Source organism: Spirosoma gilvum (assembly GCF_054776815.1).
In genome coordinates this window covers 430,370-443,682 of the sequence record NZ_BAAHBH010000005.1, presented here as the reverse complement: position 1 = coordinate 443,682, position 13,313 = coordinate 430,370, and the positions used below count along the sequence as shown (strand labels likewise).

Genomic DNA, 13,313 nt, shown 5'->3' with positions numbered 1-13,313 from the left:
TTGACAAAATTTAATATAATATTGGATAAGTCCATGGGTAAAAGCAATAGATTGCTTCAAGAATGAAAACAAAATTTGTGCGGGCTTTCAAATCCATATCAAGACGATGCTTCACGTTATGAAAAAACTACTTATACTGCTTATTGGGTTGCCCAGTCTGAACGTCGTTTATGCGCAGACCCAGAAAGGAAATGGTATTCTCAGTGGGAGTGTTTCAGCCACCTATGATCGACAAACGCGTCCTTTTTCTACTATTTCCAATGCGGGACCAACGAGTATACTAACGAATTGGGCGCCCGCGCTAACCATCACGGCCGGTCGTTTCTGGAAAGATAATTGGTTGGCAGCTTTGTCGGTGTCAGGTTCTTTAACACAAAACCAACAAAATCAGTCAGATAATCCAGATCGAACCTATCCGAATACATTTTATGCGATCACAGTTACTCCTTTTGTCCGTCGATATTGGCAGGTAGGGGCCGTTTATGTATTTGCAGGAGCCGGGGTTTCCGTTACTACGCATGGAAGTAAGCAATCGTATTTTGATGTTAATGGACAATTAATCGAATCGGGACGAAAAACATCGACAACTAATGTTACTCCACAAGTGGAAGCTGGGGTGAACTATTTGCTAACCAATCGGTTGGGAATACAACTAGTGGCCAGCACCAATTCATTCCCATTGACAACTGCTGGACTGGGTGCCGGATTAGTGTACTGGACTGGGCCCGGACGGACAGCAACTGCTCAGGAACAACGGGAGAATTGGCAAACAGATGCAGGAAGGTGGATTTTGGAGGGTGGGTTTTCGGTAAACCATCAGGGCACCAATCAGGCTGCTGGGGCAGGGCAGATCGCCTATCAGGATAAAAGCTCTGTTTACTCAGTTAGTCCGTCGATCGGTTTTTTTGTCAAAAAGAATAGCTTGTTGGGTGTTAGCATCCCCATCATGTATAGTAGAAGCAATTTTTCCAGTCCTGGCGCTTCGACTACCCAAGATGAAGTATGGACAGTGGGCATTGAGCCTTATTTTCAGCAGTATTGGTTATCGACGCGCTTAACCCCGTACACACGCGTAGGAGCAGGGTACAATCACTATACGTCGGGGGATTATAAAGGATATTTAATTGATGGGAGCATTCGGCTTGGATTGGCTTATATGGCTGGGCAGCGATTTATCATTGAGACATCACTACTAAATGCCTCGGTTTCCTATTTGCCAGCGGGTAGGTCTGAACAACCTGGGGCGATTAAAACATGGAGTGGAAAAATTTCAGCCGGGTTAACAGGGGCTTTTGCACTTCGATATGTATTGCAATAGCCGGGTAATGCCTTGTCATTTACACCCAAACCGCTATTTTTGACACAGTAAAAAAATAAAGAGTGAAAGAGCGAAAGACTGAAAGAGCGAATGAGTAGATAGTGGATACATTACTTGCTCGCTTTTTCACCGCTCCGGCGGTCCGGTCTTTCGCTCTTTCACTCTTTCGCTCTTTATAAAAATGAATTTATTAGCAGGAAAAGTCGCCCTCATTACTGGCGCGTCGCGCGGAATTGGTCGGGCTATGGCCCAGAAATTTGCCCAGGAAGGTGCCACCGTTGCCTTCACCTATTTGTCGAGTGTTGAAAAAGGCCAGGCCTTGGAAGACGAACTTCGGGCTTTTGGCGGGCAGGTAAAAGGCTATCGGTCTGATGCCTCCAATTATCAGGCGGCCGAAGAACTGGTAAGTCAGGTGATTGCTGACTTTGGTAAGCTCGACGTATTGATCAACAATGCCGGTATAACCCGCGATGGATTATTAATGCGGATGTCGGAAGAACAATGGGACACCGTAATTAACGTTAATTTAAAGTCAGTATTTAACCTAACAAAAGCGGCTACCAAGCCGATGATGAAGGCTAAAACGGGTTCGATCATCAATATTACATCGGTAGTCGGTATCCGGGGTAATGCAGGCCAGGCCAACTATGCGGCTTCGAAAGCAGGAATCATCGGATTTACTAAATCGGTAGCCTTGGAATTGGGATCACGGAATATCCGTTCCAATGCCATTGCTCCGGGTTTTATCGAAACCGAAATGACCGGTGAAATCAATGAAAAGGCACTCGAAGACTGGAAGCAACAGATTCCGATGAAGCGAGGAGGCCAACCTGAAGAAGTAGCCGACTGTGCCGTTTTTCTGGCTTCCGACCTCTCCCGCTACATCACCGGGCAGGTGCTGCAAGTGGACGGAGGAATGTTAACCTAGTAGTGAGGAGTGAGTAATAGTATTAGGAGCGAGGAGTGAGAATGCTGACGCAAACCCATGTTACCGGACGGATTCTCACTCCTCGCTCCTAATACTATTACTCACTCCTCGCTCCTCACTCCTAAAAAAATGGATTTTATCTTTCAGTCCTCACCCTGGTGGATTTTTGTTTGTTTGCTTGTTGGGGCCGTGTATGCCTTCGCTATGTACCAGCCGTTGCCGCGTCTGGCAGGTAGTGGGGTAACGGTTGGTGGCTTCGATAAGCGAACTACGTATGGACTAGCCGCTTTGCGCTTCGTGGTGGTTAGTTTTCTGTGCTTTTTGCTCTTAAATCCACTGATCCGGAGCTTGCGTACGCTGACCGAAAAGCCGAAGGTGGTGCTGGCGATCGATAACTCAGAATCCATCGCGGGAGCGGGGCGACCTAATCTGGACAAAGCGCTGGCTGGTTTGCAAACGCTTCGTCAGCAGTTGGCCGATAAAGGGCTCGACGTAACCGTTCGAACACTGGCCGATACGGTCACCGACGGTGATCTGACCCAGATTCCATTCACGCGTCGTACAACCGATCTGTCAGGGTTGCTCTCCAGCATCCGTTCGGATTACGAAGGACGTAACCTGACCGATGTGGTTCTAATAACCGATGGGATTTTTAACCAGGGAGTGTCACCAACGTTTGGACAGTATCCGTTTGCTGTTCAGACGGTGGGACTGGGCGATACCGTTGCCAAAAAAGATATTCAGCTTAAGGGCGTAATTGCCAATCGGATTGCGTATTTAGGTAATCAGTTTCCTGTACAGGCCGAAGTCGTCAGCAATGGGTTTCAGGGCCGAAGCACTACGGTTGTACTGCGTCAGAATGGGAAAGAGCTAGGGCGGCAATCGGTCAACTTTGGCAAGAACGATACCTTCAACCAGGTTAATTTCCAGACTACAGCAACGCAGAAAGGCGTTCAGCATTACGTTGTCGAAGTCTTGCCACAGCCGGGTGAATTCAGTACCCGCAACAACCGGCAGGATGTCTATCTGGATGTGATCGATGGGAAAGAGAAGGTACTTTTACTGGCCTTGGCTCCACACCCGGACGTAAAAGCCATTCGCAATATTCTGGAGCATAACCAGAACTACGAACTGGATATACGTATCCTGACCGGAACAGCTGCCGAAGCTACGCCACCGGCCGATAAAACGTACGATCTGATCATTCTGCACCAGATTCCCGACAATGGGGGAGTGGGTAACCCCTTGCTTCAAAAGTATTTCTCGAAAAATACCCCGGTGTTGTTTGTCCTTGGGAATCAGTCGTCGATGGGGCCATTCAATACCTCCAATTCGGTGGTTCAGGTTTCGGCGCAGCCCAACCAGAGCGACAAAGTGACGGGCGTGTTTAACCCTGAATTTCGACAGTTGAATCTCGATCCATCCCGACTCGAAATTCTGTCCAAGCTACCACCCATGTCGGTTCCCTATGGTGAGTACCGGTTGCAGTCCGGCAGCGAGGTTGTGTTGTGGCAACAGGTAGGAAGTATCAAAACGGCGAAACCATTGCTGGCGCTGAATGTGACTAGCCCTCGCAAAACGGCTGTGCTGGCCGGAGAAGGCCTTTGGTCCTGGCGTCTGGAAGAATATGCCCTGACCGACAAACAGGATGTTGTCGATGAGTTGATTCAGAAAGTAATCCAACTGATTTCGGTGAAAGAAGATCGGCGTAAGCTTCGTGTATATCCGATTCGGAATGAGTTTGTGGTAGGAGATAAAGTCATTTTCGAGACTGAACTCTACAACGATATTTATGAAGAGATTTTTGATAAACCGGTTCGGCTTGAAATTAGCGACGAAAAGGGAATCACTCGATCATTCAATTATACACCGACATCATCTAATCGCCGTTTCGAAATCAGTCGATTGCCAGAAGGAGCGTATCGGTTCCGGGCAACGGTTACCATCAATGAAAAGGCCGAACAATCGTCGGGTCAGTTCGTCGTACGCGATCTGCAACTGGAAGCTCTCAATACCACTGCCGATCATGGCATGTTGCGTCAGTTGTCGCAGCAAACGGGAGGTCAATTTTACGCCGTCAATCGTATGGACGACCTTGTGAAAAACCTGACCGACCGTTCGCACCCGGCCCGACTGACCAGCACGGAAGAAATGAACGAGCTGATTAACTGGAAATGGCTGTTCTTCTTCGTGTTGACGCTGGCTGCCGTCGAATGGGGCCTGCGGAAATTCTACGGCGGGTACTAGGCAGAATCAACGCTAAAAACGACAGCGGTTCACTGAACAAACGTATTGTTTCGGTGAACCGCTGCTATTTTACGTTCAGCTTTTTCAGACTGATAAACTAATTGTTGCGGCTTTTGTGTTTTTAAATGTAATCAGAAACATTCTGAGTGTATATTCGTCTAACTAACAATGACTACAATGGAGACTCCAACTAAGCCCATGACCGCCCGCGAAAAAATCCGAAAGCTGGTGGAAGTAAAAGAGCAGGTGCAGCGGGAAGCCCGGGAGCGCTACCAAAATGACCCGGAGTATCGGGCCATTTTTGAACGATTAGATAAAAAAAATGCCGAACGACGAGCAAATAAGCAGGTATGAATTTGAATTCATTGGTGGTGACCATAACTCATATTCCTTTTCGACATACGATAAAGTAAGGTACGCGATTAAGTTTGTCCCTTCCGATTATTTATTTGTCGATTATATAGAGGGGCGGGTGAATGCGTTCGAAATGGTCATTGCCGTGGCCGATAATCCGACCGGAAAACGCATCCCAGCCGATCCGCTTACAGAGCCAACAATTCTGGCTATTTTCTACGATTTCTTCCGGTCTTTAGAACACGTTATTATTTACATCTGCGATAGTTCGGATGGTCGGGAGAAGGCCCGCTTCCGAAAATTTACCAGTTGGTTTTCCAACAATACGGCGACCGATTTATTCAAAATGGACGCTTGGCTTCCCGATGGTGATCGCCATACAATTCTTTCCGGCATCTTGAGCAGGAAAAATCCTTATTTTAGCCAATTTGTTGAACTCTTCAAAAGCTTAGCTGAAGCTGATAAGTAAGTGTTTTGACATAAACCCTCATAAATTAGGCCGTTGGACTCGTAGTAACTGGCCTGTTATGAGTGGCTCTGACTGCGCCAGACAGTTATGAATACGTTCGGCTAAAGCTGTAAAGTTGGAGTCAAAAGTGCAGATTATTATACCGGCATGATTCGGTTGTTGATTGTGAAGCCGGATAAAATCTTTTCGATTCAAGGTGATCAGGCATCGATATAAGGAAGTGGCTATAGCCAGCACATGATCGTCAGGGACAGCCTGACCGGCTAAATTTAATTCCAAAATAGTTTGTACGTCGTGGCCATATAAGCGGAGTTGTTGAACAACTGGAAAAGGTATGTTTTCATCCGCAAGGAGTTTAGCCATTCTTATTCTTCGTTTTCGGCAATCGATTGGGCTATTTCATCAACGTGACTACGGACGTAGTGCCAGGCATTCGCTAAATCTTCGGCTCGTAATGAAGGGTAGGCTACTAACAAATCGGCTTCTGAACTACCTAATTCACGGGCTTGTTGCAAGACCCAAACAGGAATACGTGTCCGAACAATACATGCGGCTCCGCCCTGAACGCCGGGTTGACGTTCAATTCCAGGGAATGAATCGCCTAAGTCCTGAACGAGCCATTGTAGTAATTGAGCTTTCTCTGCACGCGTTAGGCGACTTAAGAGGGCTTCGGACTCTTGGATAGCTGTACTCATTGTAAAATATAACGACTCAATACGACATAGTTACCAAAGTTATCAAAACTTAATCAACATTACTTACTCCTGCTCAACTTCGCCCAGCTCAGCTCGGATGGCACTGTTGACGAATCGGATTTCGCTGTAAGTGACGCCATTACCGATGCTCTGAATCAGTTCGGTAAACGTAGCCGACGGGGTAGTTTCGAGATGAGTACGGATGAGTTGAATGCGGTCGGAAGGTAATACAGCGTCGACGTTTAACTCACCTCGGTTGATGCACTGCGCCAGATGGCCTTCGATGGTCGAAATAGCAAAGCCCCGTTCGGTAGCGATTTCAGGAATGGTTTTGCCGGTCTGAAAGAGTACGAGCGTTTGTGTAGTCGACGGAATTTTAGGCTCTTTAATCTTCTTCTCTTTTACTTTCGACTCTTTGGTAGCTTTAGGTCGCTCCAGATAGTCTTTAATAATCCGCAATACTTCCTGGCCAAGTTGCTTTACTTTGGTCTTGCCAAAGCCTTTGATCGTCAGGAGTTCTTCCAGCGTAGTTGGGCGGACGCGGGCCAGTTCGGCGATGGTTTTCTGGGGGAGTACCATATAGCCTGAGGTGTCATGTTCACCCGCCAGATCGTCGCGCCATTTTATCAAAGCACCATACAGGCCACCACGCCCTGATTTTTCAGTGCCGACTTCTGGTTGCTGATCAAAGTTTTTGCGTTCGGGCTGGAAATCCAGTTCGGCATGGTTACGAGCCTGTAGGTAAGCCAATGCATCGAAACCGTTATGGCAACTCTCGAAGGCGCGTAGTTTGACAAACAACTCTTTTTCCAGTTCATCCAGTACTTCCAGCAACGACTCACGCACCTGTTTGTTATCACAATCGGTAGGGCAACGGCGAAGTAACGGCAACAACTCATCGCCAAGCAAGGCCCGGAAATAAGTGACCGCCTTGCCGATACGCTCCTGCAAATCGGCGTTCTCCTCCGGTAGACGTTCATCCGCAAAATAGGTCCCTAACTGCTTCTGAAACCGGATACTGATTTCCCGAGCTTTATCACGTAGATTGTCGGTCAGTTGCGTAATGATAGGCCCACATTCCGGATCGACGCTGCTTTTGTGTTCATTGACCACCCGGCGACAACGGTACAGCAACGAATTGGCGCGTTCGAACGAAAACAGATCCAGTAATAACTGCTGCTGATTGGTCCGCTTGGAGTCGTGCAGGTGCTGTTCGGTAGGCGTTTGCTGGATGAGGTCGTCGTGGAAATCTTCCAGTGTCTGCTCGGTTTTGATACTGTGTGACGGGATTCGTGAACGCAATACCAGTCCATCGAGCGTTTTGCAACGGCTCAGCGCCACATACACCTGTCCATGCGCAAAGGCCGCTGAAGCATCAATAATGGCTTTCTCAAACGTAAGGCCCTGACTTTTGTGGATGGTGATGGCCCAGGCAAGTTTAAGCGGAAATTGCCGGAATGTACCAATGGCTTCGGCCTTGATTTCTTTGGTCGTTGGGTCGAGGCTGTACCGGAGGTTAGTCCAGTCGGTAGGGAGCACATCGATTATTTCGTCATCATCGCCACATTTGACGTAAATGATATCGTCATCAATATCGACGATCTGCCCGATTTTGCCATTGTAATAGCGTTTCTCCCGCGAGATGTCATTTTTGATAAACATCACCTGTGCCCCAACTTTCAGGTCAAGATTGGCTTCGGTCGGGTAAATCGTAGCTGGAAAGTCTCCTTCTATCGTAGCATCGAACGTGTGCAGCGCCGTTTTTAGGTTGTTGAGTTTGTTGCTGTTGATCTGCTGGGCCGTTGTGTTATGGGTCGACAACGTAATATAGCCTTCTTCATCACGGGGAGAAAAATCGGGAATATGACGTTGATTAAGCTCGGCAAGCTGGTCGCGGGTAATCGTTTTCTCGCGGATGCTGTTCAGCAAACTGATGAACCGGGCATCGGCTTGTCGATAGATGTGCGTCAGTTCGATCGAGATGTAGGGTGTATGGCTTAAAGCTTTGCTACCGAAAAAATAACCGGTTTCGTAATGCGGTTTCAGCAGTTCCCATTCTTCATCCCGGATGACGGGTGGCAATTGCTGCATATCGCCGATGAGCAGGAGCTGGACACCGCCAAAGGGCTGGCTGTTGTTCCGATACCGGCGTAGTACCTCGTCAATACCATCCAGAATATCGGCCCGAACCATACTGATTTCATCGATAATGAGCAGATCGAGGGTACGGAGGAGCCGGATTTTTTCTTTGTTAAACTTGCGGCTTTCACGTAAAGTAGACCCTGGTACCAATGGACCAAACGGAAGTTGAAACAGAGAATGGATGGTAACACCTCCGGCATTGATGGCCGCTACACCCGTTGGTGCAACCACCGCAAGTCGCTTGGCACTGAGTTGTTTAACCTGGTGCAGAAACGTTGTTTTTCCCGTTCCAGCTTTCCCGGTCAGAAAAATATTTCGATTTGTGTGTAGAACAAATTGATGGGCAAGAGCAAGTCTTTCGTTTACGGGGGCAGGCATACCAACACAGCATTATACGTATACAAAAGTACTCATTTTAGTGCTGTCTTTTTACTTGGATGGCTGTTTAGTTTGGTATTATAAACCACTAAGACGCTATAGACGCGACGTATTTCAAGTCCATAATTATTCGTGGTTTAATTGATTTTATCGCTGGTTCGTCTCAGTCACGGGAGATGGCAATGATGATGGCTCCGACTCCCATAAGCAAGGCACCAGCTATGACCTGCCAGTTGACTTTTTCTTTCAGGAAAATCATCGCCAGAATAACCGAAAAAATCAGTGAGCAGTTGGTAATAGGTGATACCTGAGAAGCATGACCCAGCTTCAACGCCCTAAACGAAAGCAGCGACGACAAGCAGGTGACCACCCCCGCCACAAGCAGATAAATCCAAACCCGGCGCTCAATGCGGGGAATATCGGTCAGAAGGCCCTGCGAAATGACCACGCTCCACGATACGATCAGGATCATTACCGACTGAATAGCAAACGCCAGACTGGAATCAAGATCTTTAATACCCGCTTTTGATAGTGTAACAACAATAGCCGCCGATAAAGCGGCCGACAACGCAAATACAATCCACATAGCCTTTTTGATAGAGTATATCGTATAAATCAGTAGAGAGGCCTAAATGATTAAAAAAAGATAAAATTGCCTTCTCTATAAGGGTTGTACATTTGGGAATGCTCTGCGGAGCCAGATTTCCAGGATAGGTAATCACGATCAACACGAGTAATCTATGGATTCCAGACGCGATTTTCTTAAAAAGGCAGCTCTTCTGTCAACGGTTCTTTCGGGCGGTTTGCCAGAGTCCATCCAACGAGCGTTTGCTATTGATCCACAACCCGGTACAACCTACCTGGACGCCGAGCATGTGGTGATTCTGATGCAGGAAAATCGCTCCTTCGACCATACGTACGGTTCCTTACAGGGCGTTCGGGGGTTCAACGATCCGAGGGCGTTTACGCTGCCGAACAAAAACAAAGTCTGGCTTCAAAGCAACAAGGCTGGGGAAACCTATGCTCCGTTTCGGCTGAATATTAAGGATACTAAAGCGACCTGGATGCACTCACTGCCTCATTCCTGGGAAAACCAGGTCGATGCCCGCAATGGCGGTAAAATGGATAAGTGGCTGGATGCCAAACCGTCGGGTCATAAAGAGTACGCGCATATGCCGCTCACGTTGGGCTATTACAACCGGGAGGACCTTCCATTCTATTACGCCCTAGCCGATGCCTTCACCGTTTGTGATCAGAACTTCTGCTCCTCGCTTACAGGCACTACCCCAAACCGATTGTATTTCTGGACGGGTACCATTCGTGATCCCCGCGACCCAAAGGCGATGGCGAATGTCCGAAACGAAAACGTCGATTACGATGACGAAGTAAGCTGGATGACCTTTCCCGAGCGGCTGGAAGAGGCTGGTATTTCCTGGAAAATTTACCAGAACGAAATTAGTCTGTCGACTGGCCTAAAGGGTGAGGAAGACGGATGGCTGAGCAACTTTACCGATAACCCCATCGAATGGTTTTCGCAGTACCATGTCCGGTTTCACCCGACCTATTATCCTTTTCTGCAACAGGAGGAAAAAGTACTCCCAGAGCGGATCAAATCACTGGAAGTAAAGCTGAAAAGCCTTCCCGAAACGGATAAAGCTCATGCCGAAACACTACGAATGCTGGAACGGCAGCGGGCATGGCAGAAAACGGTACAGACGGATCTGGTAAACTACAGGCCCGAAAAGTTTGCTCAGTTGTCGAAACGAGAGCAGGCTCTATGCCAGAAAGCCTTTACGAGTAATGTAAATGACCCAGACTATCGGCAGTTAGAAACACTGACCTATCAGGATGGAAGTGTGAAGCGAACAATGGAGGTACCGAAGGGCGATGTATTGCATCAGTTTCGAGAGGATGTAAAAGCCCGGAAATTGCCGACCGTATCATGGCTGGTACCGCCCGAAAACTTCTCCGACCATCCGGGAGCGCCCTGGTACGGTGCCTGGTATCTGTCGGAAGTAATAGATATTCTGACGCAGAACCCGGATGTCTGGAAGAAAACGATCTTTATTCTGGCGTACGACGAAAACGACGGCTATTTCGACCACGTCCCGCCCTTTGTTCCGGCCCATCCCGATAAACCTGAAACGGGCCAGAACAGTAAGGGAATTGATGCCCGTCTGGAATTTGTGACACAGGAACAGGAAAGTAAGCGTAAGAACGAGGGTCGTACCGGGCCAATTGGGCTGGGATTCCGAGTGCCTTTGGTCATTGCATCACCCTGGAGCCGGGGAGGATTCGTGTGCTCGGAAGTGTTTGACCATACCTCAACCCTTCAGTTTCTGGAGAATTTTCTGAGCCACAAAACCGGCAAGTCTATCAAAGAATCAAACATTAGCGACTGGCGACGAACGATCTGTGGCGATTTAAGCTCGGCATTTCGACCCTACCATGGCGAAACGATCAAGCTTCCCACCTTTGTTGCGAAACAATCGTTTATGGAGGGAATTCATAAGGCTCAGTTCAAGGATGTTCCCAGTAATTTCAAACAACTGACTAGCGACGAAATCAGCCGAATAAACGCTAATCCACAAGCAGCATCGCATTTACCCCGGCAGGAGGAAGGTATTCGTGCTTCCTGTGCTTTGCCCTACGAACTATACGTGGACGGGCAGGTAGTCAATAACGTTTTTAAATTGACGTTGTCGGCTAAAAATGAGGTATTTGGAAAGAAGGCGTTGGGGGCACCCTTTCAAGTTTGCCAGATGCTGCCAAATGATGTCCATTTTCGGTCATACACGGTATCTGCTGGCGACAGCCTGACCGATAATTGGCCGCTCGATGCTCCCTTGCATCTTTGCGTTCAGGGCCCGAATGGGTTTTACCGGGAATTTAAAGCGACTGCCGGAAATCCGCCCATTACGATTGCCTGCGCTTATGAGCGGGACGCAAAAAATCAGTTTACGGGTAATATATTGGTTAAACTTGCCAATACGGATGCCAGCCGGAGTTATTCCGTTCAGTTCTTGGACAATAGCTATCAGGCTAAAACCCAGACAAAGACCTTAGAGAAGGCAGGGGCGAAAGGCGCACAACAGACTGTGGTGCTGAATCTGAAAACCAGCTACAACTGGTATGATTTTACCATAAAAGTGGCCGATTTTGCTGACTTCGAGCAGCGCTATGCCGGTCGGGTGGAGACCGGAAAAGCCGGTTTCAGCGACCCACTGATGGGTAGAAGTAATAAGGTGTAAAAGCGTTTTTTTGTCATTCCGACGCAGGAGGAACCTCAAACTTAATCAATTAGCCCCATTGAGATTCCTCCTGTGTCGGAATGACAAACAGGAAAAAAGTGTATCTTACCCCACATGACCGACGAATCGCAGGGACTTAAAAAAGCGCTAAAACCTATTCATCTGTGGGCTATAGGGGTTGGCCTGGTTATTTCGGGTGAATATTTTGGCTGGAATTATGGCTGGGGAGTGGCCGGAACCGTTGGGCTACTGATCGCTACCTTACTGATTACGGCGCTTTATTTTACATTTATCTTCAGTTTTACGGAACTGACGACGGCCATTCCGAATGCCGGTGGCCCGTTTGCCTATGCGCTACAAGCTTTTGGTCCTACAGGGGCTCTAATAGCGGGTTATGCAACCCTGATTGAATTTCTGTTTGCCACTCCGGCTATCGCACTGGCCCTGGGCAACTATGTTCATTTCCTATACCCACCCATTCCTGTTTTGGCGATCTCGATAGGAGCGTATATTGTGTTTACCCTTATCAATCTGTTGGGTATTCAGGAGGCTGCCTGGTTTTCGCTGGTTATGACCCTACTGGCTATTGCCGAACTACTACTGTTTATTGGCGTGGTTGCACCGAAGGTTCAATTGGCTACGTTTCTACACAACCCTATGCCCTTTGGCTGGAGTGGCGTGTTTGCTGCTCTGCCGTTTGCAATCTGGCTCTATGTTTGTCTGGAAGGTATAGCGATGGTAGCCGAAGAAGCTCGGGATGAGAACAACGCTATTGCCAAAGGATACATTTCGGCGCTGCTTACGCTTACGATTCTGGCGTTGGCTGTTATGTTTTGCGTGGGCGGCATCGCCGAATGGGAAAAACTGGACCACATCGACTATCCATTGCCTGAATCAATTGCGTTGATTGTCGGGCATGATAATCCGTTGACGAAGGCCTTCGCCAGTGTTGGCCTGTTTGGACTGATCGCTTCGTTTCATGGTATTATTATCAGCTACTCCCGGCAGCTATTTGCGTTGGCTCGTAGTGGCTATTTACCCGCTGGGTTGGCCATCGTAAGCAAAACCCGGCAAGTGCCTTATTGGGCCTTACTGATAGGGGCCGTATTAGGTATTCTGGCGCTGCTTCTGCTGGATACCAGCAAGCTCGTTATTCTGTCGACTATTGGGGCTGTGGTGGTTTATATCATCAGTATGCTGGCCTTATTTAAGCTACGGCAGAGCCAGCCGACGATGCATCGCCCGTTTAAAGCACCGTTTTACCCGGTCTTTCCGGCATTGGCTCTGTTGCTGGCCGTTGTGGCCTTAGCCGCTATGATTTATTTTTATAGCGGGTTGAGTTTACTATTTTTTGTCGGCCTGATTCTGGTCGGCGGCTTGTTTTATGGTTCGGGTTCCTATCGGTTGAAAACATCCCGGCGGGTTTGAATTTCTCGTTAATGGTAGTCATTCGTTGTCATTGGCTGTGCGTCATTACCGGTCATTTATAGTCATTGGTTTTTTTGAATGGCTAAGAATGACCACTTAATGG

Annotated in this window: 11 protein-coding genes; 7 read left to right on the top strand and 4 right to left on the bottom strand. The window is 48.1% G+C overall.

The features are described 5' to 3' along the window. The first annotated feature begins 118 nt into the window (after positions 1-118). The 5 genes from ACYVFD_RS15910 to ACYVFD_RS15890 all read left to right on the top strand — a co-directional run bounded on the left by ACYVFD_RS15910 (position 119) and on the right by ACYVFD_RS15890 (position 5,316). The gene (locus tag ACYVFD_RS15910) at positions 119-1,318 is read left to right on the top strand and encodes a hypothetical protein (RefSeq protein ID WP_461091212.1); all 1,200 of its coding nucleotides are present in this window, start codon (positions 119-121) and stop codon (positions 1,316-1,318) included. Between the two features lie 181 nt (positions 1,319-1,499). Further along, the gene (gene fabG / locus ACYVFD_RS15905) at positions 1,500-2,246 is read left to right on the top strand and encodes a 3-oxoacyl-[acyl-carrier-protein] reductase (protein ID WP_461091210.1); all 747 of its coding nucleotides are present in this window, start codon (positions 1,500-1,502) and stop codon (positions 2,244-2,246) included. 129 nt (positions 2,247-2,375) lie between these two features. Next, a complete protein-coding gene (locus tag ACYVFD_RS15900) occupies positions 2,376-4,493 on the top strand; it encodes a VWA domain-containing protein (protein ID WP_461091208.1) in 2,118 nt (705 codons plus the stop codon). Between the two features lie 177 nt (positions 4,494-4,670). Then, entirely contained in the window at positions 4,671-4,847 is a 177-nt protein-coding gene (locus ACYVFD_RS15895) for a hypothetical protein (RefSeq protein WP_461091206.1), read from the top strand. Continuing rightward, the gene (locus ACYVFD_RS15890; protein WP_461091204.1) at positions 4,816-5,316 is read left to right on the top strand and encodes a DUF6169 family protein; all 501 of its coding nucleotides are present in this window, start codon (positions 4,816-4,818) and stop codon (positions 5,314-5,316) included. The genes ACYVFD_RS15895 and ACYVFD_RS15890 overlap by 32 nt, the downstream gene beginning before the upstream one ends. An 18-nt stretch (positions 5,317-5,334) precedes the next feature. Here ACYVFD_RS15890 and ACYVFD_RS15885 read toward each other — a convergent pair whose 3' ends face one another. The 4 genes from ACYVFD_RS15885 to ACYVFD_RS15870 form a co-directional block, all read right to left on the bottom strand. Beyond that, positions 5,335-5,679, bottom strand: coding sequence for a DUF5615 family PIN-like protein (locus ACYVFD_RS15885; RefSeq protein ID WP_461091202.1), 345 nt, complete (start codon positions 5,677-5,679; stop codon positions 5,335-5,337). A gap of 2 nt (positions 5,680-5,681) precedes the next feature. After that, a complete protein-coding gene (locus tag ACYVFD_RS15880; RefSeq protein WP_461091201.1) occupies positions 5,682-6,011 on the bottom strand; it encodes a DUF433 domain-containing protein in 330 nt (109 codons plus the stop codon). Positions 6,012-6,074: 63 nt separating this feature from the next. Next, positions 6,075-8,531 (bottom strand): helix-turn-helix domain-containing protein, encoded by a 2,457-nt coding sequence (locus ACYVFD_RS15875; RefSeq protein ID WP_461091200.1) that lies wholly within the window; start codon positions 8,529-8,531, stop codon positions 6,075-6,077. Between the two features lie 163 nt (positions 8,532-8,694). After that, positions 8,695-9,117 carry an EamA family transporter gene (locus ACYVFD_RS15870; RefSeq protein WP_461091199.1) on the bottom strand — a complete coding sequence of 141 codons (423 nt, stop codon included), beginning with the start codon at positions 9,115-9,117 and terminating at the stop codon, positions 8,695-8,697. A 154-nt stretch (positions 9,118-9,271) separates the two neighbouring features. Here ACYVFD_RS15870 and ACYVFD_RS15865 point away from each other — a divergent pair, with 154 nt between their 5' ends. Beyond that, positions 9,272-11,782 carry a phosphocholine-specific phospholipase C gene (locus tag ACYVFD_RS15865; RefSeq protein ID WP_461091198.1) on the top strand — a complete coding sequence of 837 codons (2,511 nt, stop codon included), beginning with the start codon at positions 9,272-9,274 and terminating at the stop codon, positions 11,780-11,782. 114 nt (positions 11,783-11,896) lie between these two features. Further along, entirely contained in the window at positions 11,897-13,210 is a 1,314-nt protein-coding gene (gene eat / locus ACYVFD_RS15860) for an ethanolamine permease (protein ID WP_461091197.1), read from the top strand. The last annotated feature ends 103 nt before the right edge of the window (positions 13,211-13,313 follow it).

What these genes read in the sequence shown, in the direction of transcription:
- ACYVFD_RS15885 (WP_461091202.1), bottom strand. Translation starts at nt 5,679, where the DNA reads ATGGCTAAACTCCTTGCGGATGAAAACATACCTTTTCCAGTTGTTCAA.
- ACYVFD_RS15895 (WP_461091206.1), top strand. Translation starts at nt 4,671, where the DNA reads ATGGAGACTCCAACTAAGCCCATGACCGCCCGCGAAAAAATCCGAAAG.
- ACYVFD_RS15865 (WP_461091198.1), top strand. Translation starts at nt 9,272, where the DNA reads ATGGATTCCAGACGCGATTTTCTTAAAAAGGCAGCTCTTCTGTCAACG.
- ACYVFD_RS15875 (WP_461091200.1), bottom strand. Translation starts at nt 8,531, where the DNA reads ATGCCTGCCCCCGTAAACGAAAGACTTGCTCTTGCCCATCAATTTGTT.
- ACYVFD_RS15870 (WP_461091199.1), bottom strand. Translation starts at nt 9,117, where the DNA reads ATGTGGATTGTATTTGCGTTGTCGGCCGCTTTATCGGCGGCTATTGTT.
- eat (WP_461091197.1), top strand. Translation starts at nt 11,897, where the DNA reads ATGACCGACGAATCGCAGGGACTTAAAAAAGCGCTAAAACCTATTCAT.
- ACYVFD_RS15910 (WP_461091212.1), top strand. Translation starts at nt 119, where the DNA reads ATGAAAAAACTACTTATACTGCTTATTGGGTTGCCCAGTCTGAACGTC.
- fabG (WP_461091210.1), top strand. Translation starts at nt 1,500, where the DNA reads ATGAATTTATTAGCAGGAAAAGTCGCCCTCATTACTGGCGCGTCGCGC.
- ACYVFD_RS15880 (WP_461091201.1), bottom strand. Translation starts at nt 6,011, where the DNA reads ATGAGTACAGCTATCCAAGAGTCCGAAGCCCTCTTAAGTCGCCTAACG.
- ACYVFD_RS15890 (WP_461091204.1), top strand. Translation starts at nt 4,816, where the DNA reads ATGCCGAACGACGAGCAAATAAGCAGGTATGAATTTGAATTCATTGGT.
- ACYVFD_RS15900 (WP_461091208.1), top strand. Translation starts at nt 2,376, where the DNA reads ATGGATTTTATCTTTCAGTCCTCACCCTGGTGGATTTTTGTTTGTTTG.